This window comes from Streptomyces bottropensis ATCC 25435 (assembly GCF_000383595.1).
In the GTDB taxonomy this organism is placed as follows: domain Bacteria; phylum Actinomycetota; class Actinomycetes; order Streptomycetales; family Streptomycetaceae; genus Streptomyces; species Streptomyces bottropensis.
On sequence record NZ_KB911581.1, the window covers coordinates 4,490,782 to 4,509,953 of the forward strand.

Below are 19,172 nucleotides of genomic sequence, written 5' to 3' on the forward strand. Positions count from 1 at the left end.
CCGAACCGTCCGCAGGGATGCTCGGAAGGTCATTCCTTCCGGTACGCGTACGCCTCCGAGGCGGCGGCCGCCACCGCCGCGAGGTCCGCGCCCGTCGAGGCCGTCACGACGGCGGCGACGGCGCCCTCGACGAACGGCGCGTCGACCAGGCGGGTGTCCGCGGGGAGTTCGTCGCCCTCCGCGAGGAGTGCCTTCACGGTGAGGACCGCGCTCCCGAGATCGACGAGGATCGCGACACCGCAGCCCCGGTCGACGGAGGCGGCCGCCGCGGAGATCAGCTCCGCGCTGGTGCCCAGGCCGCCGTCCTCGGTGCCGCCGGCCGGCGCGACGGGCACGGCGGCGCCCGCACCGGACAGCCCTTGCGCCAGCTCGGCGACCGAGGCGGCGACGGCGGCGCTGTGCGACACCAGCACGATGCCGACCGGCTCAGCGTCAGACATCGGTCGCCTCCGGTTCCCCGCAGACGGTGGCGAGGGCGGCGATCAGCAGCGCGGCGGACGTGGCACCGGGGTCCTGATGTCCGATGCTCCGCTCGCCCAGGTAGCTGGCCCGGCCCTTGCGTGCCTGCAAGGGCGTGGTCGCCAGGGCGCCTTCCTCGGCGGCGGCCCGCGCCGCGGCGAACGACTCGCCGAGCGCGTCGACCGCCGGGACCAGCGCGTCGATCATGGTCTTGTCTCCCGGCGCGGCCCCGCCCAGCGCCCTCACCGCGTCGACCCCGGCGCGCAACGCGTCCGCCAGCTGGGCCTCGCTCACCTCGCCCGCCTCACCGAGCGCCTTGCCGGTGCGGCGCAGCAGGGTGCCGTACAGCGGGCCGGAGGCGCCGCCGACGGTCGAGATCAGCTGCCGTCCGGCGAGCACGAGCACGGCGCCGGGCGTGTCCGGCGCGTCCTTGTCCAGGACGGTCACCACGGCGGTGAACCCGCGGCGCAGGTTGCTGCCGTGGTCGGCGTCCCCGATCGGCGAGTCGAGCGCCGTGAGCCGTTCCGCCTCGTGTTCCACCGAGGCCGCGGTGGCCGTCATCCAACGACGGAAGAAGTCCGCGTCGAGCACAGCAATCTCCTTGCGTGGTACGTGAGTTGACTGACAGTGAGGCACTGGGCCGCGCCACCCGGCCGGGGCGACCACCCGCTTCCTCCTCACACACCCCAGCGCAGTCCCGGCGTCCGTACCGGCGCGTCGTACAGCCGCAACAACTCCTCGTCGACCTGGCACACCGTCACCGACGCGCCGGCCATGTCGAGCGAGGTGACGTAGTTGCCGACGAGGGTGCGGGCCACCGGCACCCCGCGTTCGGTGAGCACGCGCTGCACCTCCGCGTTGAAGCCGTACAGCTCCAGCAGGGGAGTGGCGCCCATGCCGTTGACGAGGAGCAGGACCGGGTTGCGCGGGCTCATGTCGTCGAGGATGGCGTTCACCGCGAAGTCGGCGATCTCCCGCGAGGTCATCATCGCGCGCCGCTCGCGTCCCGGCTCACCGTGGATGCCCACGCCCAACTCCAGCTCTCCGGCGGGGAGATCGAAGGTGGGACTGCCCTTGGCCGGAGTGGAGCAGGCGCTGAGGGCCACGCCGAAACTGCGGGAGTTCTCGTTGACCTGCCGGGCCAGCGCCTCGACCCGCTCCAGCGGCTGTCCCTCCTCGGCAGCGGCTCCCGCGATCTTCTCCACGAACAGGGTCGCGCCCGTGCCGCGCCGGCCGGCGGTGTAGAGGCTGTCGGTGACGGCCACGTCGTCGTCGACGAGCACCTTGGCGATCCGGATGCCCTCCTCCTCGGCGAGTTCGGCCGCCATGTCGAAGTTGAGCACGTCACCGGTGTAGTTCTTCACGATGAACAGCACCCCGGCCCCGCTGTCCACGGCCGCCGCGGCCCGCACCATCTGGTCGGGCACGGGCGAGGTGAACACCTCACCGGGACAGGCCGCCGACAGCATGCCGGGCCCCACGAATCCACCGTGCAACGGTTCGTGTCCCGAGCCGCCCCCGGAGACCAGTCCCACCTTGCCGGCCACCGGCGCGTCCCGCCGCACCACCACCCGGTTCTCCACGTCCACGGTCAACTCCGGATGCGCGGCCGCCATACCCCGCAACGCGTCCGCGACGACGCTCTCCGCGACGTTGATCAGCATCTTCATGGGTACCTCCTGGTGAGATGTCGAGACACGCCTCCGGCTGCGCCGTCGTGCCGACTGCGATGACGGGCATCGGATCCTCGGGGTCGTCGGGCACGGGTCGGTCGAAGCGCGTCTGGTGAAAGTATCGACCTTGAGGAGGCGAAGGTCACGTGCGTCGACACGCCGGTGCGCGCGCCCGGATCTGGCGCGACGGCGGCGCGACGCGGGCGAGGACGATGTCCTCGGCCTCCACCTTCGCCGGGTCCACCGGAGCGACGGCCACCTGCCGGCGACTGCGTATCAGCGGGACCATCGAGGAGCCGCTGGGCCGGAACGTCACGGTCGCCCCGCCGGCGCCACTGTCCGCCACCGCGTCCAAGGCACCCATACGGCGATCGTGGCAGACCCCCGGCCACCGCCCCACCGATCAAGTCCTCGTCCGGTTCCTCGTACCGGACGGAGCCTTGAGCCCTCGGCGCCCTACGATCGACGCGTGACGATCACGTACGAGTGGCGGGGCCACTTCGACAACACGGCACTCGACGCGCTGCACGCGGAAGGCTTCGACCACCCGGTCGCCGCGACCGACTGGCGGGGACGACTCGAACGGCACAGCCTCGGCTGGGTCTGCGCGTGGGAGGACGGGACGTTGATCGGCTTCGTCAACGTCGTCTGGGACGGTGGCGTCCACGCCTTCGTCCTGGACACGGTGGTCGCGGAACACCACCGCGGCGCGGGCGTCGGTGCCGCGCTGATCGCGACGGCCGCCCACGAAGCCCGTGCCGCGCGGTGCCAGTGGCTGCACGTCGACTTCGAGGAGCACCTGCGGCCGTTCTACATCGACGCCTGCGGCTTCAAGGAGACGGCGGCAGGTCTGCTCGCACTGTGACAGGGGGCCGGGACATGTCCCGGCCCCCTGGTGACGCCCACCCGTGCTGCGGTGCGGGCCGTCAGGGCTTGACGTAGGTGCAGATCGCCAGCGGGGATTCCGGGGAGTACGGGGCCGCGTCGGCGGGCCAGTCGCCGAAGCGGCCCTCGGGGACGAGCCCCGCGGCGCGGGCGTAGGTGTCCATCTCCTCCGGGGCGGTCAGCCGGGAGATCTCCGTGCCGACGCGGGTGGTGCCGTCGGCCTCGTACCAGACGTGCGAGAGATGCCACAGCGACCCCTCCGGCAGGAGGACGGAGTGGCTCTGCAGACCGGTGCCCGGCTCCGGGTAGGGCGAGAAGTACGTGGCGCGGGCGCTGCCCTCGTGCAGGGCGAGGATGGCCGGCTTGTTGTGGGTCTCGATCACCAGCCTGCCGCCGGGGACCAGCAGTTCGGCCGCGCGGCGCACCGCCAGCTGCTGCTTCTCGGGGCTGAGCAACATCGACAGGGTCGCGCAGATGCAGTACACGAGCCCCACGGTGTGGTCCGCGGTGTAGACGCAGATGTCGCCGTGCACGGGCTCGACGGGGGTGTCGTCGGCCAGGTCGCGACGCAGCACGTCGAGCATCTCGGGGGAGGAGTCCACGCCGGTGACCGGCCCGACTCGGCGCGACAGCGGGAGCGCTATCCGCCCCGTTCCGACACCGAACTCGACGGTGCCCAGGGCCGGATCGGGATGCAGCGAGACCAGGCGCTCCACCTCGTCGACGACGGACTCGTCGTCGGGGAACAGCCGGTGGTACCAGTCGCCGAACTGCCGGCCATAGCCGATGTCTTCGATGACGGCGCTCGACGTGGCGCCAGGCGCAGGGGATGTCGTGCTGGTGCTCATGGATGCTGCCTCCGCTTCTTGGACGGGGTGTGCCTGGCATGCGTATGGGCTCTGGCCTGGGAGCAGGCGCCCCACAGCACCACGAGGGCGACGCCGATGACGGCGGGGGTGCTGACGGCCCGGGTGGCGATGAGGAAGCCGACGATGCCGAGGGCTACCACGGACGGGATGAGCAGAAAGTCGTTCATGAACCTCTCCTGTCGGGATGATCGGGATGTCTTCTCCTGTCGGGGTGAAGGCGGGTGTGCCGCTCCGTTGTTCGGTGGAGGTGGATCAGGACGCCACGTCGCTGAGTTCCTGGAGCCGGGCGAGTCGGCGGTAGAGGTCGCTGTGCCGGTGGAGTTCGTCGTGGGTGCCGACGGCGTGCACCCGCCCCTGGTCGAGCACGACGATCTGCTGGGCCTCGGTGACGGTGGACAGGCGGTGGGCGATGGCGATGACCGCACAGAAGCCGGAGATCATGGTGATGCTGTCGCGCAGCGCGTTCTCCGATTCGGTGTCGAGGTTGGCGGTGGCCTCGTCCAGCAGCAGGAACCGGGGCGCCTGCAGCAACGTACGGGCGATGGCGAGGCGTTGCCGCTGACCGCCGGACAGGCCGGCGCCGCGGTCGCCGAGCTCGGTGTCGAGGCCCTTCGGCAGCGCGGCGATCACCTCGGTCAGGTTGGCCATGCGCAGTGCCTCGGCGATGTCCTTGTCCCCGGTGTCCGGTGCGCTGTAGGTGAGGTTCTCCCGGACGGTGCCGCGCAGCAGGGTGTGGTCCTGGTCGACGTAGCCGACGACGGACCGCAGTTGGTTCAGAGGCATGTCCACGATGTCCGTGCCGTCGATGCGGATCGCCCCGGACACCGGGTCAAAAAGACGCTCGATCAGTTGGAAGACGGTGGACTTGCCGGCCCCGGACGGACCGACGACAGCGGTGAGGCCGACGGCGGGCACGGTGAACGAGATCCCGTCCAGGATGAGCTTGTCGCTGCCCGGGTAGGAGAAGCCGACGTCGTCGAAGACGAGCCCGGTCTCGAGACCGTGTGCATGGAGGTGGGTGCCGCCGCTCCGGTGCGCCGGACGGTCGGCCTGTGGCCCGCTCTCGACCTCGATTTTCCCCAGCTCGGCCAGGCGCTCGACCGACGCCCTGCCGACCTGGAACTGGGCGACCGCAGTGAACAGCGTCAGGAGGGGCGACACCAGGTAGAACAGGTACAGGATGAACGCCGTCAGGGCGCTCGCTTCCATCGCCCCGGTCGCGGTCCGGGCGGCGCCCAGACCGATGACGACCGTGACCGCCAGTTGGGTGCCGATGCTCATGGTCGGGTCCAGCATCGACGTCATGACCGTCACCTTGATCCCGGACTTCCGGGCCCGCCGGGCGATGACCGCGATGCCCTCCGCCTCCCGTGCCTCGGCACGGGAGGCCTTCACGGTCGGCATCGCCCCCAGCACCCGCAGCAACGCGGAGCCGAAGTTGCCGGTGTCGGCCTGGTTGAGCACCGAGACCCGTCGGACGCCGCGCGCCAGCCAGAGCGAGACGGCGCTGGTGACGCCGAGACAGGCGAGCGTGGCGGCGAGCAGCACCTCGTCGATCCACGCCATCAGCGCGATTCCGCCGATGACCAGGAAGCCGTTGTTGATGATGTCGTCGATCGCGTGTGTCATGGTGGAGCGGGCGAGCAAGGTGTCGCTCACCATCCGGGCGAACACATCGCCCTGATGCCAGTTGCTGTACTCCCGCAAACGGGAGCGCAGAAGCCGGGACGCCAGGGTGCTGCGGATGTCGTAGATGATGTTCTCGCCGGCCAGCCCGATGACGTATGCATGGAGCGCGTTGAGGGCTGCGTCGGCGAGGAACAGGGTCGCGCCGATCAGGATGGGGACGGTCACCGATCGTCGCTGCTCGACGGCGGCGACCAGCTGGCCGATGATCGCGGGCTGGGCCAGGGACGTCGCGGAGCCGATGAGGCCGAGTACGACCCCCAGGACGATCAGTCGGCGGTGCTTTCCCAGCGCCCGCCACGGCTTTGCGCCCTTGCCCCAGAGCAAGTGCAGATGGAGTTGGGGTACCGCCCGGTGCAGGGCGCGCGGCCGGTTCGGCTTGCCGTCCTTGCCTGGCTCCGGCCCGCGGTCCTCGCCGTTGCCCTGTTCGCTCGACCCCTTCTGCAGACTGGTCGGCGGTTGTCGAGGGCGGTGGTGCCTGCCCCTTCCGGCCGCAGTCCATTCGCTCATCGCGTGCCCTTGACGTGGACGGAGACGCGGTGAGGGGGCCAGGCACGGTCCGGGCGGATTCCGGCCGGACGGACAGCTGCCCCGGCCCCTGTACAGACCGGGGTCATGTGGTCTTCCCCTCCTCCTCTTTCATTTGCCGCCGAGCCTGGGCGTACATGAGGGCCGCCGTGATGAGGCCGGGCAGGAGCAGCGCGAAGCCGCAGACGAGGAGGAACACCGGATTGCTGAAACTCATGATCCGACCCTTGCCTTTTCCTCGGTCCTGGCTGGGGTGAGCGGCGTGCTCGGGGCGTGCGGGTCGAGAGGAACGTAGGGCGAGACGAACATGAGCTGGGGGGCGCGACGCTCGTCGTACCCGGTGGCGGAGGCCAACGCGAACTGGAAACCCCTGACGGCACCGGCTGATTCGCCCTGGGACGCGATACGGACGCGTACGTGCTCGGTGATCAGCCGGTACCCCGGTGTGCGGGCGGTGGCCTTGAAGCCCTGCTCGATGACCGAGAGGATCTCCTGGCACGCGTCGAAGACGCACTTGTCACTCCGGCGGGTGGGGAACCAGACGAGGTGCATGGGCTTGCGGTCCACGATGCCGCTGACGTCCTGCCAGTTCGAAGCAGTGCCGTCGGCGTCCACGGTGCGGTACAGGAAGTGGTAGTCGAACATGGCCGGGTGCGGCGCGAAGAACCGCCAGTTCGGAAGCATGGAGAAGTAGTCCCTGACCCGTACCCGGCTGAAGTCGCGGTGTGGGTGCTGCCCGGCGAGGGTCAGGAGCAGCAGGGCGGCTCCGGCGATTCGCCATGGGCCGGCTTCGCCGGCGAACGGATTCCTCGTCCTCAGGCGTGTCAGGGCGGTCACCGGCGGGCCTCCTTCGCAGAAACGGGCCTTCTGGTGGCGTAACGGGATGGTTCGGCGGCTGAGGAGCGACTGCCGGCATCGCGGAAGAACGCGATGACGTGGTCCGTCACCTGATGGGCGTAGCGGCTCGTGACCAGCATGCTCTCGTGCGAGGCTCCCTCGATGACCACGGTCTCGGTGCGTGCGCCGACATGGGCCTCGGCGAGTTCCTTGTGGAGCAGCAGCTGTTCGGGGTTGCGGTCCACGGTCCGCTGCGCCGAGATCACCAGAGCGGGCACACCCTCGATCCTGTCCAGCGGTCCGGAGAAGGACCGGAAGTCGGTCTGCACCGCCTTCCATTCGCGGCGTGCGGCCTCCCACATACGTGCATCGCTGTAGTGGGCGAATACCTTCTTCCGGTAGGCGGCGGGCAGTTCGCTGATCCATCCTTGCTGGGGGACGAGGATCCCGCTGCCCATCCGCAGTGCCCGGCTCATGGCGGTGAAGTGGGCGGCCAAGCCCCTGGCGTCCGTGTTCTGACCCCGGCTGAACTGGCCGGGGTGGGAGGCGTCGAGGTAGACGACGCCCTGGAGGCGGTCGCCCAGATGCCGGGCCGCACGGCGGGCGATCTCCCCGCCGATCGAGTGGCCCACCAGGATCACCTTGCGGTGCGGAGCCACGGCGCCGTTGACGAGATCCACCAGGTCGTGGACGGACTCCGACAGGTGGAAGGAAGCGGTTGCCCTGCGGCGACTTCCGGCGTATCCGGCACGGGCGTAGGCGATGACCCCGTACCCGGTCTCGAGGCTCAGGCGCTCGGCGATCCAGGCGTAGTGCTCACTGGTGGACAACAGCCCACTGGCGAGCACGACGACCGGCTGCTCGCCGGCACCGGGTGAGTATTCCTCGTACTGGAGCCGGTTTCCGTGACGCGAGGTCAGTACACGGGAGGTGTGCCATCCTTCCGTCGCCCGCAGACGGCGCTGCACGGCGGTGACGGCCGCTGCGACCCCACCTGCGGCGAGCGCCGCGAGGGCGGCGGAGACGGCACGGTCGTCGCGCCCGGCGACAGCGGGGTGGGAACGGGGAGCGGCGGTGTACGCGACCAGGGGATGGAACGCGGGGAAGGCACTCACGAACCTGCCCAGGCCCATGAAGTAGCCGTTGGCCACATGGAACGCCGCGGCACTGGTGATCATGGAGCGGGTCAGCTTGCCGCCCCGCAGATAGGTGAGGGGGAAGAGGCATTCCAGCGCCAGCACGCTGTGGGTGAGCAGCTTGGTCGCCCGGGGGTGTTCCTGGGTCCACCGGAACATACCGGGGTGCCCGTAGGTGCGGGTGCGCATCACACCACTGAGTGCGGAGGCGTCCCGCCAGGACTTGCCGAAGAGCTTGACCCAGCCGGAGATCGCGTAGGCCATGTTGGCCTGGAGCGCGGCGTACCACAGCAAGGTGTCCTTGGCCGCCGGCGAAGGCACGAGGCGGGCGCCGCCGGTGGCGAGCTGCACGAGCGTCGCCACCTGGTCGGAGCCGTCAGCGCCGTAGTGATGACGGGGAGAGAGCAGCGTGGAGGTGGCGCCGAGGAAGAGGCTTCCCGCGCCACGCCAGCGGGAGTTGCCGGGCAGCAGCATGCCGACCGACACGGCGGAACGCGCGACGTGCAGAGCGGTCGTGGTCCGCACCCCTCCGACACTGTCCACCAGGCGGCGCGTCAGAGGACTGGCTCCCGCCATGTACTGCCTTGCGACCTCCCAGTCGTTCATGCCTCCCTTGGCTATGTCCTTGCGCTGCGTCAGGTACTCGAGGGACGAGGTCAGGCTGGACACGGCGGCCAACCGCTCGGACAGACCCATGGCACGATTCCGGCTGACCGGAACCGGGCCGAACACCGCAGCGGTGATCCTTTTGGGAATCACGGCAGGAATTTTTCCGGAGATTTTCACGTGACCTCCATTCGTGGTAAATTTCTTTGAAGCTTTTCGGCGCAACACTCTGCCGGGCCAGAACTCACCTCTGGCCCGGCAGAGTGTTGTGTGCTTCCTTCGTCAGTTCCTACGATCTGACGGCCCCGGCATGTGCCGGAGAGGGTCAGACGCCGCCCGCGGCCTGCGCGTTCGCCGCGTTCGCCTGGGCCTCGACAGCCTGGTTGGCCTCCACGGCGGCCTGGTTGGCCTCCACGGCGCTGGCCGCCGCGGCCACGTTGGCGGCACCGCCGGCGGCCTCGCCGAGGCCTCCGGCCACCTGGGCCGCCTGAACCGCCCGTGCACCGCGGCCGATGCGCGGGGTGCCGAGGGTGGGACGGGCGGAGGTGAGGATGATTTCCTCCAGCGGGAGGTCCATTCCGTCCACTGCCTTTGCGATGCTCATGTGCGTTTTCCTTTCGACTTCGAGGGCTTCGGAAACCTCTGTTTCGTGCCCTTCGTTGGAACGACAGTACGGCTTCATCCAGAAGCTCCGCATCGACAGAAATACCTATTTCCGAGCGTGATCCTCTTCCGTGAACAGGTGGAGCGAAGGAAGGCCCGGACCGTGCGGTCCGGGCCTTCCTGGTAAATCCGTTCCGAATATTCCCTTCAGGCGGGAAGGCATTCAGCGCAGCCCGCGCAGCGCCGACGCGGCCGCGTTGGCGCCGCACATGCCGTGGGCACCGGCTCCCGGAGGTGTGGCCGCCGAGCAGATGTACATGCCCGGTACGCCGGTGCTGTAGGGGTCGAGCGCGGCGCGGGGGCGCATGACAAGCTGGAAGGCGGTGTTCGCTCCGGCGACGATGTCACCGCCGACGTAGTTCGGGTTGTACTCCTCGAAGCCGGCCGGTGGGCGGACGGCCAGGTCCAGGACCCGCTCGCGGAATCCGGGGGCGAACCGTTCGATCTGCGCGACGACCGCCTCGGTGGCGTCGCCGTCGTAGCCGTGCGGGACATGCGCGTACGTCCACACCGGGTGGACGTCGCCCTTCGAGCGTTGCGGGTCGGCCAGGTATTGCTGCCCGACGAGGACGAACGGCCGTTCCGGCATGCGTCCGGTGTGGATCGCCCGCTCGCCGGCGGCGACCTCAGCGTAGTTGCCACCGAGGTGGACGGTGCCGGCCCGGCGGGCCGCCTCGTTGGTCCAGGGCACACCGTCCTGGACGGCGAAGTCGACCTTGAAGGCGCCGGGGCCGTGCCGGTAGCGGCGGTAGGCGCGGGCCACCCGCCTCGGCAGCCGGTCGCCCAGGATGTCGGCGACCGCGCGTGGGGCGAGGTCGAAGAGGACCACGTCGGCCGGGGGCAGATCGGCCTCGGAGCGGACTCGTACACCGGTCTCGATCCGGCCGCCGAACTCCGTGAGTCGAGCCGCGAGCGCGTCGCCGATCGCCCGGGAGCCTCCCGCGGCCACCGGCCAGCCGTGCCGGTGACCGGCGGCGATGATCGTCAGGCCGATCGCGGCGCTCGCAGGCCGGTCGAACGGGCGGAACGCGTGGGCGGCCACCCCGGCGAAGAGAGCGCGGGCGCTCTCCGACCGCCACAGCCGGGCCGTCACGGCGGTGGGCAGCAGGGCCCGCGGGCCGAAGGCGGCCAGGCGCAGCGGATGGCGCGGCAGATGCGCGAGCGGCCGCATGAGGTCCTCGGCGAGCGCGTCGTAGCCGTCCGCGAGCGGCTGGACCACCCGCCGCCACCGGCGGCCGTCCACCTCACCGAGGCCGTCGGCCGTCTTCTCCACCGACCGGTGCAGGACCCCGGCGTCGCCGGAGTCCAGCGGATGCACGCAGTCGATGTCCGGCAGGCACCAGGTGAGGCCGTGGCGGCCGAGGTCGAGGCTCCGCAGGAACGGTGAGCCGACGGCCATGGGGTGGGTGGCGGAGCAGTGGTCGTGCAGGAGCCCCGGGGTCAGTTCGCTGGTGCGGGTGCCGCCGCCGATGGTGTCGGCGGCCTCCAGGACGGTGACCTCGACACCCTCCCGGGCGAGGAACACGGCGGCCGCGAGACCGTTCGGGCCGCTGCCCACCACGACGGCCGTAGTCATATGTCTCCCGCGTCTTCTGCGTGTTCGCACAGATGGGTATCGGTCTGCCAATGCGCGAAACGGCGGGCGGGAAAAAGGATGGAACGGGCCCTCGAAAGGGCCCGGTCCGGGCCGGTTCACCGCTCTGCGGGACGAAAGAAGGCCGTCCCGGCGCCTTTGACTCTCCGACATTAATGCGTCTGCCGTCCCGGCACGATGCGCAGAATTGCCTAATTCACGTCCCGGACCGTCTATCCCGACTCCCAGCATGTCGGGCCCGGGTTCCGTGTGCGCGGTCGCTTGGCATGGCGTCCTGCCTGTCGCCGGGACGCCGCCGCGGCGGACTTCTCCGTGTCCGGGGGCAGGGCGTCCGCGAGGACCGGGAAATGGGCGATGAGCCACCAGCCACCGTCGTCGGCCGGTCCCGCCGTCAGGGAGCCGCCGACGGCCTCGGCCCGCTCCCGCAGCCCGATCAGGCCGTAGCCGCCACGGCCTCCCATGGGACGGGAGACCCGCCGCTCGGGCCCGCCGTTGTACACGTCGACCCGGAGCAGGTCGCCACGGGTGCGCTGGACGCGCACGGTCGCCTTGGTGCCCGGCGCGTGCCGCCGTACGTTGGTCAGCGCCTCCTGCACCACGCGATAGACCGCGCCGCCCACCTCGGGCGGCAGCGTGGTGCTGCGGGCGACTCCGGTGACCTCCAGCTGGGCGGACGATCCGTCCCCCTGGGCGCCGAAGGCCGAGACCAGTTTGGCCAGTGCGGCGTACGGCGCCTCGGGGCACTCGACGGCGCCCTGCTCGCCGTCCTCGCGCAGCACACTGATCAGACGGCGCATGGAGTCCATGGTCCGCTGCCCGGCCTCGGCGATGTTGGTCAGAATGGGGCCGACCTGATGGGGCGCGCTCTCGTGGATCACATCGGCGGCGTGGGCCTGCGCGATGATGCCCGTCACGTGGTGGGCGACGAAGTCATGCAGTTCGCGGGCGAGTTGGATGCGCTCGGCGAGCCGTACGGCGGAGATCGTACGGCGCCTGCGGGCGTCCAGCGTGCGCAGGTAGCAGCCGGTTCCGACGGCCCCGCCGACCGTGAACGTCAGCAGGAAGGGATAGGTCAGGGTGATGCCCGTCCCCCCGGTGCGCAGGGGTTCGTCGATGATGCTGGCCCCCAACGCGGTGGCCAGGACGAGGACGATGCCGGGTCGGCGGACATTGCGGCAGATGCGAACCAGCAGGACCAGCATGCACGCCGTCTCCAGCAGTCCCCAATGGGGCAGGTCCGACCCCGTCAGGTAGGTGCCCAGCGTCACCGCCGTGGAGGAGGCCGCGGAGATCCCCGCCCGCCACTCGGTGCTCAGTCGCGGTGCCGGCACGATCACCAGGGCCAGGGCGACGGGGCCGGTCACCAGCGGCAGCCAGTCGACGGGGCCGTGCTGATGCGACCCGATGACGACGATGTCCAGGACCCACAGCACGCCCAGAGTCGGGTACAGGGCTCGGTGCTTCAGCTGCCGTACTGGTAATCGGGGCGGGCCCAGGTGCGGCTGAGTCGCCTGTGCCGAAAGAGCCGCGAGTGACGAGGTTGTCATGTAACCGGAGGCTAGGCATGCACATGCCTGCCCGGCAGGCGGAGCGCCGATCTGTGGGGAGGGACACAGGTTCTCCACAGGAGGAACGCGACATCTCACTCAACGCTCCGTCCGTACCGTCCCGTTGGCCCAGGCCCACGCGGCCACCTCGACCCGGTTGCGCACGCCGAGCTTGTGATGGATGTGCCCCAGATGTGTCTTCACCGTGGACAGGGACAGACACAGCTCGTCGCTGATCTCCTGGTTGGTGCGGCCCACAGCGACAAGCCGGGCGACATCCAACTCCCGTGCGCTGAGCACGGATTGAGGCACACCGCCGGTGTCGGCCGACGTACGCTCCTCCAGCAGTCGCAGCAGCCGGACCGTGACGCCGGGGGAGACCAGCGCGTCGCCCCGCGCCGCCGCCCGTACCGCCTCGATCAGTAGCGCGGGCGTGGCGTCCTTCAGCAGGAAACCGCACGCGCCGTTGCGCAGCGCCACATTGAGGTAGTCGTCCTGGTCGAAGCTGGTGACCACCACGACCTGCGTCGGGTACGTCGCGCCCGGCCCGGCGAGCAGCCGGGTCACCTCCAGTCCGTCCAGCTTCGGCATCCGGACGTCCACCAGGCAAACGTCCGGCCGCAGCACGCGCGCCAGCTCCACGCACGCGAGCCCGTCGGCGGCCTCCCCGACCACCTCGATGCCCTGTTGGGCGTCCAGGATGAGACGGAAGCCGGCCCGGACCAGGTCCTGATCGTCGGCGATCATCACGCGTGTGGGGGTGTCGCTCACGTGGCCGAGCATGCCACGGACCAGGTGTCCGGTCCGGCCTTCCGCAGAAGCCGCCGGACCCAATTGCCATGCAGAACAGTGCAGTTGGACTATTCCCGGCGAAAGACGTGCTCCGGCGGCAGGACGGGCCGATCGGCCGATGTCTACTGCCGGGTATCGGTCGAACGGTCGATGCCCGGGGATCGGATGTCACGGGAGAGTCACAGCGCACCAGGCGGACGACCCACGGGTCCTCGACCCCCTCCGAGTAAGGCAGGCACCCCATGGCAATGCACAGCGACAGCCGACTCAGCGCCCGGGAACTGGAGATCCTCCTGCTGGCCGCCCACGGAATGTCGGACGCGGACATGTCCCGGCGCCTGTCGATCTCACCCCGCACGGTGGCCTCTCATATGCGCAGCATCCGGGAGAAGCTGCGCGCGAAGAACCGCACGCATCTCATCGTCACGGCCTTGCGTGCGGGAATCCTGGCGCTAGGGACGGACCGGTCGGAGAAGCCCGACCGCGGTGAGAGGGACGACGTGGGCGAGAAGGGCGACTGGTCGGATCGGACGGGTCGGACGGGTCGGTCGGATCCGTGGGCCAGGACGGACGGGTTGGAAGGGTCCGACAGGTTGGACAGGGTGAACCGGATGGACCGCGGGGACCGGGCGGACCGTCCGGATCGCGCAGGGCGCCCGGGACGCCCCGATCGGCTCGATGAAACGTTCCGCTTGACGGGGCGGAACGGAGTCCGGGCTCGGCCCGTGGGCATCGCGTAGCCGTCGAAGGGCCGGGGGGCTCAGCTCCGGCCCGGTGGCCGTGCGGGTCGGCCGCAGGGCTGTGGCGGCTGTAGGAGTGTTCCTGCGGCCACGGCCACGGCCACGGGCGACCGGCGCACCCTCGCGCCGGCACGGACAGCCGGGGGCATGTGGGTGCTGACGGTGATCGCCGTTGCCGACGGTGATCGACGGCCGATGCAGGCTGATGCCGGTCGATCGCCTACGGCCGGCGCCGGAGATCCCGGCCCCCTGCGACCACGAGCGGACCCTGCCGCCCTTGGACAACGGCGATCACCCGCACCCGGACGACACCGGCGCGCAGGCCATGGCCGACGCGGTGGAGAACGACAGCCTGTCCTGCGACCGCGACAACGGCCGGACGCGACGAGGGGCCGGACCTGGCGGGGACCGGCCCCGGGGCGGTTCAGCGTGTTCCGTCCATGGGCAGCTCCAGCCGCAGTTCGTAGCCCCCGTCCCGCAGATGCCTGGACGTGACCGTGCCGCCGAGGAGTTCGGCTCGCTGGCGCAGGCCGATCAGGCCGTGGTGGGCGCCCGGCAGGGAGAGGGCCGGGCGGCTGGGGGCGGTGTTCGTGACGGTGGCGTGCAGGGTGCCGTCCCGTCGGACGAGGCTGACGGTGGCCGTGGCACCGGGGGCGTGCTTGCGGATGTTGGTGAGGGCCTCCTGGACGGTGCGGTAGACGGCACGCTGCACGGGCGGCGGGAGGCCGTCGGGCAGGTCCGTCCGCAGGTGGGTGTCGATGCCGCTGCCGGTGACGAGCCGGTCGAGGTCGGCGAGGGAGGGCTGCGGGGTCAGATCGGTGGGACGGCTGCCGGAGGCGCGCAGCACGCCGACCATGTGCCGCAGTTCGTCCAGGGTCTGCACGCCGAGCCGCCGGATCGTGGCCGCGGCCTCCTTCACCTCCGGATCCCGGCTGCCGACCTGGAGGGCCCCGGCGCGCACGGCGATCAGGCTGACCTGGTGGGAGACCGCGTCGTGCATCTCGCGGGCGAGCTGGGCGCGTTCCTTCGCCAGGACGCTCTGCGCGATCAGCAGCCGCTCGTGCTCACGCGCCTCGGAGACCTCGACGAGCCGCAGGGACAGCTCCCGGCGGGCCTGGACGAGCTGCCCGAGGAAGAGGGGCGCGGTCGCCTGCGCCACGCTGTAGGACAGGGGGATGAGTGCCTGGCGGTCGTCGAGGTCGGTGAACTCCGGTGACGGCCACGACCACCAGGTGAGGTCGCAGACGGTGAACGCCAGCGCGCACACGGCCAGCAGCACCCGGTGATGGGTGCGCGAGGCGAGGGTGTACAGCGCCACCAGCGTGGCGAACACCGCGTCGGTGAACAGGGCCGTCGGCAGGGTGAGCAGGAAGGTCGGCAGTGGCAGCCTGCGGCGCAGGGCCGGCGCCAGGGTCGCGAGCAGGGCGGCGGCCAGTTCCCGGGGGTGATGGGGGCCCACGTCGTGGATCCACACGTCCAGCAGCGAGGCGGCGACGAGCACCGCGTCCATGGCGGGCCCGTGCGGGATGCGGGCGAGGCGCCTCATCCGCCGTCCCCCTCGCCGGCGACGGGACGCGACGGCCTGAGCAGACCGGAGCGCTCGGCCAGCAGTGCCGCCTGTACCCGGCTGCTCACCTCCAGCTTGGTGAGGAGTGCGCTCACATGGTCCTTGACCGTCCCGGTGCTCAGATGCAGCCGGTCACCGATGTCGGTGTTGGACAGCCCCTCGGTGATGAGCACGAGGACGGCCCGCTCGCGTGCGGTGAGCCGCTCGACGAGCCGGACGGCGGCCTGCCGGGGGCCGTTGTCCAGATAGCCGTCGACGACGGTGCGGGTCACCCGCGACGACAGCACGACCCCGCCCGCCGCCAAGGTGCGTACGAGACAGGGCAGTTGTTCCGGGTCGGTGTCCTTGAGGAGGAATCCCGCGGCCCCCGAGCGCAGGGCGGCGGCCACGTACTCGTCCATGTCGAAGGTGGTGAGCATGGCCACCACGGGAGGGCGGGGGAGTCCGCGGAGTTCGGCGAGGACGGTGAGCCCGTCCACGTCCGGCATCCGGATGTCCAGCAGGACGACCTCGGGGCGCAGTTGCCGTACGGCGTGGACCGCGCGGCCGCCGGGGACCGCCGCCACCACGTCGATGTCGTCCGCGGAGTTGAGGATGTGTTCGAAGCCCGTGCGGATGAGGGCTTCGTCGTCGACCACCAGTACCCGGATCACCCGTGCTCCGCTCGCCGTCGGACCACCTCTGGAGCTGTCCCGAACACCTACGACGTCCGGGACCGCCGCCGGGTTCCCTTTTCTCCCGGTTTCCGGTCACCTGGCGGGGGTGACCCCGGCCGGTCGGCGGGAATCGTCCAGCCACCCGCCGGATGGGTTCGCGCCCCTCGCGCCCCCGACGCTGAAGGCCATGACATCACCGACGTCATCGCAACCGTCGTCCCGGCCGGTGACCTTGCCGGCCGCCGTCACCCCGTGCGCCGCCGACCGTCCCGCCGGGCTCTCCCCGGACCCCTCGACCGGACGGCTGCTCGGCGTCGATCTGGCCCGCGGGCTCGCCGTCCTTGGCATGTTCGCCGCGCATGTCGGCCCCGACCCCGGGGCCGGCGGGCCGCTGGGCCTCGTCATGGAGCTGGCGCGGGGCCGATCCTCCGCGCTGTTCGCACTGCTCGCCGGCTTCACCCTCGTACTGATCACCGGTCGGCCCCAGCCGCGCACCGGGCGCGCCGGGCGGCAGGCGGTGACGCGGATGGTCATCCGGTCCGTGGTCCTGATCGTCCTGGGGTTCGCCCTGACCGCCCTTGACACCGACGTGGACGTGATCCTCGCCTTCTACGGGCTGACCTTCCTCGTCATCCTCCCGCTGTACCGGCTGCGCGCCCGGACCCTCGCACTCCTCGCCGCCGCCGGCGCGCTCGTCCTGCCCCAGGTCCTGTACGTGGTACGGCAGTCGATCGAGCAGGGGAGCCGGGCGGACGCGATCATCGCCGCCGACCCGCTGGCCCGGGTCAGCGACACGGACGGGTTCGTGGAGCTGCTGTTCACGGGCGCGTACCCCGTGCTCACCTGGGCGTCGTACATGCTCGCCGGTATGGCCGTAGCCCGCCTCGACCTCACCCGTCGTACGGTACGCACCCCACTGGCCGTCACCGCAGGCGCGCTGGCTCTCCTCGGCCACGGCGGCTCCTGGCTGGCCCTGCGCCTCGTCCCGCACGCGCGGGCCACCGTCGCCGCCGCCACCGACGGGGGTCCGGCCGCCTCGGCCTGGTGGTCCGACACCGTCGGCGACCTCGTCGACGGCACCCCGGCGGCCTGGCTCCTGGTGGGCGCGCCGCACAGCCAGACGACCTTCTCCCTTCTCGGCAACACCGGTGTCGCGCTGCTCGTGGTGGTGGCGTGCGTGACGGCCGCGGACCGGCTGCCACGCCTCACCCGCCTCGCCGGTCCCGTACGCGCGGTCGGCATGACGGCGCTGACCGCGTACGTGCTGCACATCCTCGCCATCAGGGAGTTCGGCATGAAGGAAGAAACCGGACCGGCCCTGGTCGACCTCCTCCTCTACGCCTCGGTCGCGATGGTGCTCGCCACCGTCTGGACCAGCTGCTTCCGCCGCGGCCCCCTGGAGCACCTCCTCCACCTCGCCACGCGCCCGGCGCGTCACCTCAGGTGACGACCGGGCGAAGTTCGGCCGAACCGCGGCCGATCGACGGCTTCGGCATGGACAGGTCACGTCTGCCTGCGCGCAAGCTTCTCCTCGCACCCTTTGCGTGGCCCGGCCATCGACGGCATACACGACGGTAAGGAAGCGAACCCCTGTGAGAACGCCCCGTACTGCTGCAAGAGCCGCCCTCCTCGCCACGGTCACCGCGCTGACCGTCACGCTCGCGGTGTCCCCCGCGGGCGCGGGTGGGTCCGCACTCCCGACGGTGACCGCGACGAGCGAGTCGGCCGCGCTGTACGACGACGAGGTGGGCGGCAGCTCCGACGCCGACGACCCGGCGATCTGGCGGAACCCGGCCGACCCCGGCCGCAGTCTCGTCGTCGCCACCGCGAAGGAGGGCGGGCTGCGCGTCTACGATCTGGACGCCCGCCCGGTGCAGTCGCTGCCCGCGCCGAAGCCGCCGACGCGGGACGACGCCCCCGGCCGTTACAACAACGTCGACCTCGTCACCGGCCTGCGCACCCCGGCGGGCCGGACCGACGTGGCCGTGGTCAGCGACCGGGGCAACGACCGGCTGCGGATCTACCGCATCGACCCCGCCCGGCCGAAGCGGCCGCTGACCGACGTCACCGACCCGGCCGCCGCCCCCGTGTTCTCCGCCGACCAGGCCGAGATCAACGACCAGCGCACCGCGTACGGCCTCGCCACCTGGACGGACAAGGCCACCGGCCGCTCCTACGCCCTGGTCAGCCGCCGTGAGCGCACCCGCCTCGCCCTGCTCGAACTCCTTCCGACGGCCGACGGCAGGGTCGGCTACCGCAGGATCCGCACCCTCGACCTGCCCTCCTCCTTCCGGCTGCCCGACGGCACGACGTGGAGCCCCTGCGGTGAGCCCGGGGAGCTTCCGCAGGTGGAGGGCATGGCCGTCGATCCCGCCACCGGCACCCTGTACGCCGGCCAGGAGGACATCGGCATCTGGCGGCTGCGCGCCGACCTCACCGGCAGGCCGGTCCTGGTCGACAGGACCAGGGAATACGGCGTCCCCGGCACCTACGACGAGGAGAGCGAGGAGTGCGTGCCGGGCGCCGACCCCGGTTTCGGCGGTAAGCGGCTGTCGGCCGACGTCGAGGGCCTGACGCTCTATCAGGAGCCGGACGGGGACGGCTACTTGCTCGCCTCCAGCCAGGGCGACGACACCTTCGCCCTGTACGACCGCGAGGTGGGCGAAGGGAACGAGTACGAGGGCGGCTTCCGGATCGGGGCCGCGTCGGACACCCTCGACGGGGTGCAGGAGTGCGACGGCGCCGCCGTCCTCAACGCCCCGCTCGGCCACCGCTATCCGCGCGGCCTCCTCGTCGTCCAGGACGGCCAGGAGACCCCGGGGGTCCCGGACGGGGAGGGCGGCACCCGCACGTCCACCGGGTTCAAGTTCGTCGACCTCGGTGACCTGGTGGACGCCACCGGCATGTGAGCGCCGGACTCCTGACGCCCCCTCG

The 19,172-nt window shown here is 71.1% G+C and carries 20 protein-coding genes; 4 read left to right on the forward strand and 16 right to left on the reverse strand.

Annotation, left to right across the window (positions count from 1 at the left end; all coding sequences use genetic code 11):
* Positions 1-29: 29 nt before the first annotated feature.
* The 4 genes from STRBO_RS0119765 to STRBO_RS40265 all read right to left on the reverse strand — a co-directional run bounded on the left by STRBO_RS0119765 (position 30) and on the right by STRBO_RS40265 (position 2,496).
* Positions 30-440: a PTS-dependent dihydroxyacetone kinase phosphotransferase subunit DhaM gene (locus tag STRBO_RS0119765; RefSeq protein ID WP_005474594.1), complete on the reverse strand. Its 411-nt coding sequence runs from the start codon at positions 438-440 to the stop codon at positions 30-32.
* Positions 433-1,050, reverse strand: a complete 618-nt coding sequence (gene dhaL / locus STRBO_RS0119770) for a dihydroxyacetone kinase subunit DhaL (RefSeq protein ID WP_005474593.1) — start codon at positions 1,048-1,050, stop codon at positions 433-435. Before dhaL ends, STRBO_RS0119765 begins: the two co-directional genes overlap by 8 nt.
* Before the next feature lie 86 nt (positions 1,051-1,136).
* A complete protein-coding gene (dhaK, locus tag STRBO_RS0119775; RefSeq protein WP_005474591.1) occupies positions 1,137-2,129 on the reverse strand; it encodes a dihydroxyacetone kinase subunit DhaK in 993 nt (330 codons plus the stop codon).
* A gap of 145 nt (positions 2,130-2,274) precedes the next feature.
* Positions 2,275-2,496, reverse strand: coding sequence for a hypothetical protein (locus STRBO_RS40265; RefSeq protein WP_020114655.1), 222 nt, complete (start codon positions 2,494-2,496; stop codon positions 2,275-2,277).
* 105 nt (positions 2,497-2,601) lie between these two features.
* On the opposite strand from STRBO_RS40265, the gene STRBO_RS0119785 reads away from it, so the two are divergent.
* Positions 2,602-2,997 (forward strand): GNAT family N-acetyltransferase, encoded by a 396-nt coding sequence (locus STRBO_RS0119785; RefSeq protein WP_005474576.1) that lies wholly within the window; start codon positions 2,602-2,604, stop codon positions 2,995-2,997.
* 61 nt (positions 2,998-3,058) lie between these two features.
* On the opposite strand, the gene STRBO_RS0119790 is transcribed toward STRBO_RS0119785, so the two are convergent.
* From STRBO_RS0119790 to STRBO_RS0119835, 10 genes are all read right to left on the reverse strand, one after another.
* The gene (locus tag STRBO_RS0119790) at positions 3,059-3,865 is read right to left on the reverse strand and encodes a class I SAM-dependent methyltransferase (protein ID WP_005474574.1); all 807 of its coding nucleotides are present in this window, start codon (positions 3,863-3,865) and stop codon (positions 3,059-3,061) included.
* Entirely contained in the window at positions 3,862-4,053 is a 192-nt protein-coding gene (locus STRBO_RS0119795; protein ID WP_005474572.1) for a hypothetical protein, read from the reverse strand. The genes STRBO_RS0119790 and STRBO_RS0119795 overlap by 4 nt, the downstream gene beginning before the upstream one ends.
* An 85-nt stretch (positions 4,054-4,138) precedes the next feature.
* Positions 4,139-6,082, reverse strand: a complete 1,944-nt coding sequence (locus STRBO_RS0119800; RefSeq protein ID WP_005474570.1) for an ABC transporter ATP-binding protein — start codon at positions 6,080-6,082, stop codon at positions 4,139-4,141.
* A 103-nt stretch (positions 6,083-6,185) separates the two neighbouring features.
* Positions 6,186-6,317 (reverse strand): hypothetical protein, encoded by a 132-nt coding sequence (locus STRBO_RS45450; protein ID WP_005474568.1) that lies wholly within the window; start codon positions 6,315-6,317, stop codon positions 6,186-6,188.
* Positions 6,314-6,937, reverse strand: a complete 624-nt coding sequence (locus STRBO_RS0119810) for a hypothetical protein (RefSeq protein WP_005474565.1) — start codon at positions 6,935-6,937, stop codon at positions 6,314-6,316. Before STRBO_RS0119810 ends, STRBO_RS45450 begins: the two co-directional genes overlap by 4 nt.
* Positions 6,934-8,769: an alpha/beta fold hydrolase gene (locus STRBO_RS0119815; RefSeq protein WP_020114657.1), complete on the reverse strand. Its 1,836-nt coding sequence runs from the start codon at positions 8,767-8,769 to the stop codon at positions 6,934-6,936. The genes STRBO_RS0119810 and STRBO_RS0119815 overlap by 4 nt, the downstream gene beginning before the upstream one ends.
* Positions 8,770-9,004: 235 nt before the next feature.
* On the reverse strand, positions 9,005-9,283 hold the full coding sequence (locus tag STRBO_RS0119820) for a hypothetical protein (RefSeq protein ID WP_237547500.1): 279 nt from the start codon (positions 9,281-9,283) through the stop codon (positions 9,005-9,007).
* A gap of 222 nt (positions 9,284-9,505) precedes the next feature.
* Positions 9,506-10,918 (reverse strand): phytoene desaturase family protein, encoded by a 1,413-nt coding sequence (locus STRBO_RS0119825; protein ID WP_020114658.1) that lies wholly within the window; start codon positions 10,916-10,918, stop codon positions 9,506-9,508.
* 230 nt (positions 10,919-11,148) lie between these two features.
* Positions 11,149-12,483: a sensor histidine kinase gene (locus tag STRBO_RS0119830; RefSeq protein WP_237547499.1), complete on the reverse strand. Its 1,335-nt coding sequence runs from the start codon at positions 12,481-12,483 to the stop codon at positions 11,149-11,151.
* A 99-nt stretch (positions 12,484-12,582) separates the two neighbouring features.
* Complete coding sequence (locus STRBO_RS0119835; RefSeq protein ID WP_005474556.1) at positions 12,583-13,266, reverse strand: response regulator; 684 nt, start codon at positions 13,264-13,266, stop codon at positions 12,583-12,585.
* Positions 13,267-13,523: 257 nt separating this feature from the next.
* On the opposite strand from STRBO_RS0119835, the gene STRBO_RS44690 reads away from it, so the two are divergent.
* Positions 13,524-14,015 (forward strand): response regulator transcription factor, encoded by a 492-nt coding sequence (locus tag STRBO_RS44690; protein ID WP_005474555.1) that lies wholly within the window; start codon positions 13,524-13,526, stop codon positions 14,013-14,015.
* A gap of 424 nt (positions 14,016-14,439) precedes the next feature.
* Here the strand turns inward: STRBO_RS44690 and STRBO_RS0119845 are convergent, their stop codons facing one another.
* Together STRBO_RS0119845 and STRBO_RS0119850 are read right to left on the reverse strand one after the other, a co-directional pair.
* Positions 14,440-15,561 (reverse strand): sensor histidine kinase, encoded by a 1,122-nt coding sequence (locus STRBO_RS0119845; RefSeq protein ID WP_005474553.1) that lies wholly within the window; start codon positions 15,559-15,561, stop codon positions 14,440-14,442.
* Entirely contained in the window at positions 15,558-16,235 is a 678-nt protein-coding gene (locus STRBO_RS0119850) for a response regulator (RefSeq protein ID WP_005474551.1), read from the reverse strand. The genes STRBO_RS0119845 and STRBO_RS0119850 overlap by 4 nt, the downstream gene beginning before the upstream one ends.
* A gap of 190 nt (positions 16,236-16,425) precedes the next feature.
* Here STRBO_RS0119850 and STRBO_RS0119855 point away from each other — a divergent pair, with 190 nt between their 5' ends.
* Positions 16,426-17,685 (forward strand): DUF418 domain-containing protein, encoded by a 1,260-nt coding sequence (locus STRBO_RS0119855; protein WP_005474549.1) that lies wholly within the window; start codon positions 16,426-16,428, stop codon positions 17,683-17,685.
* A 145-nt stretch (positions 17,686-17,830) separates the two neighbouring features.
* The gene (locus STRBO_RS0119860) at positions 17,831-19,147 is read left to right on the forward strand and encodes a phytase (protein WP_005474547.1); all 1,317 of its coding nucleotides are present in this window, start codon (positions 17,831-17,833) and stop codon (positions 19,145-19,147) included.
* Positions 19,148-19,172: the final 25 nt, after the last annotated feature.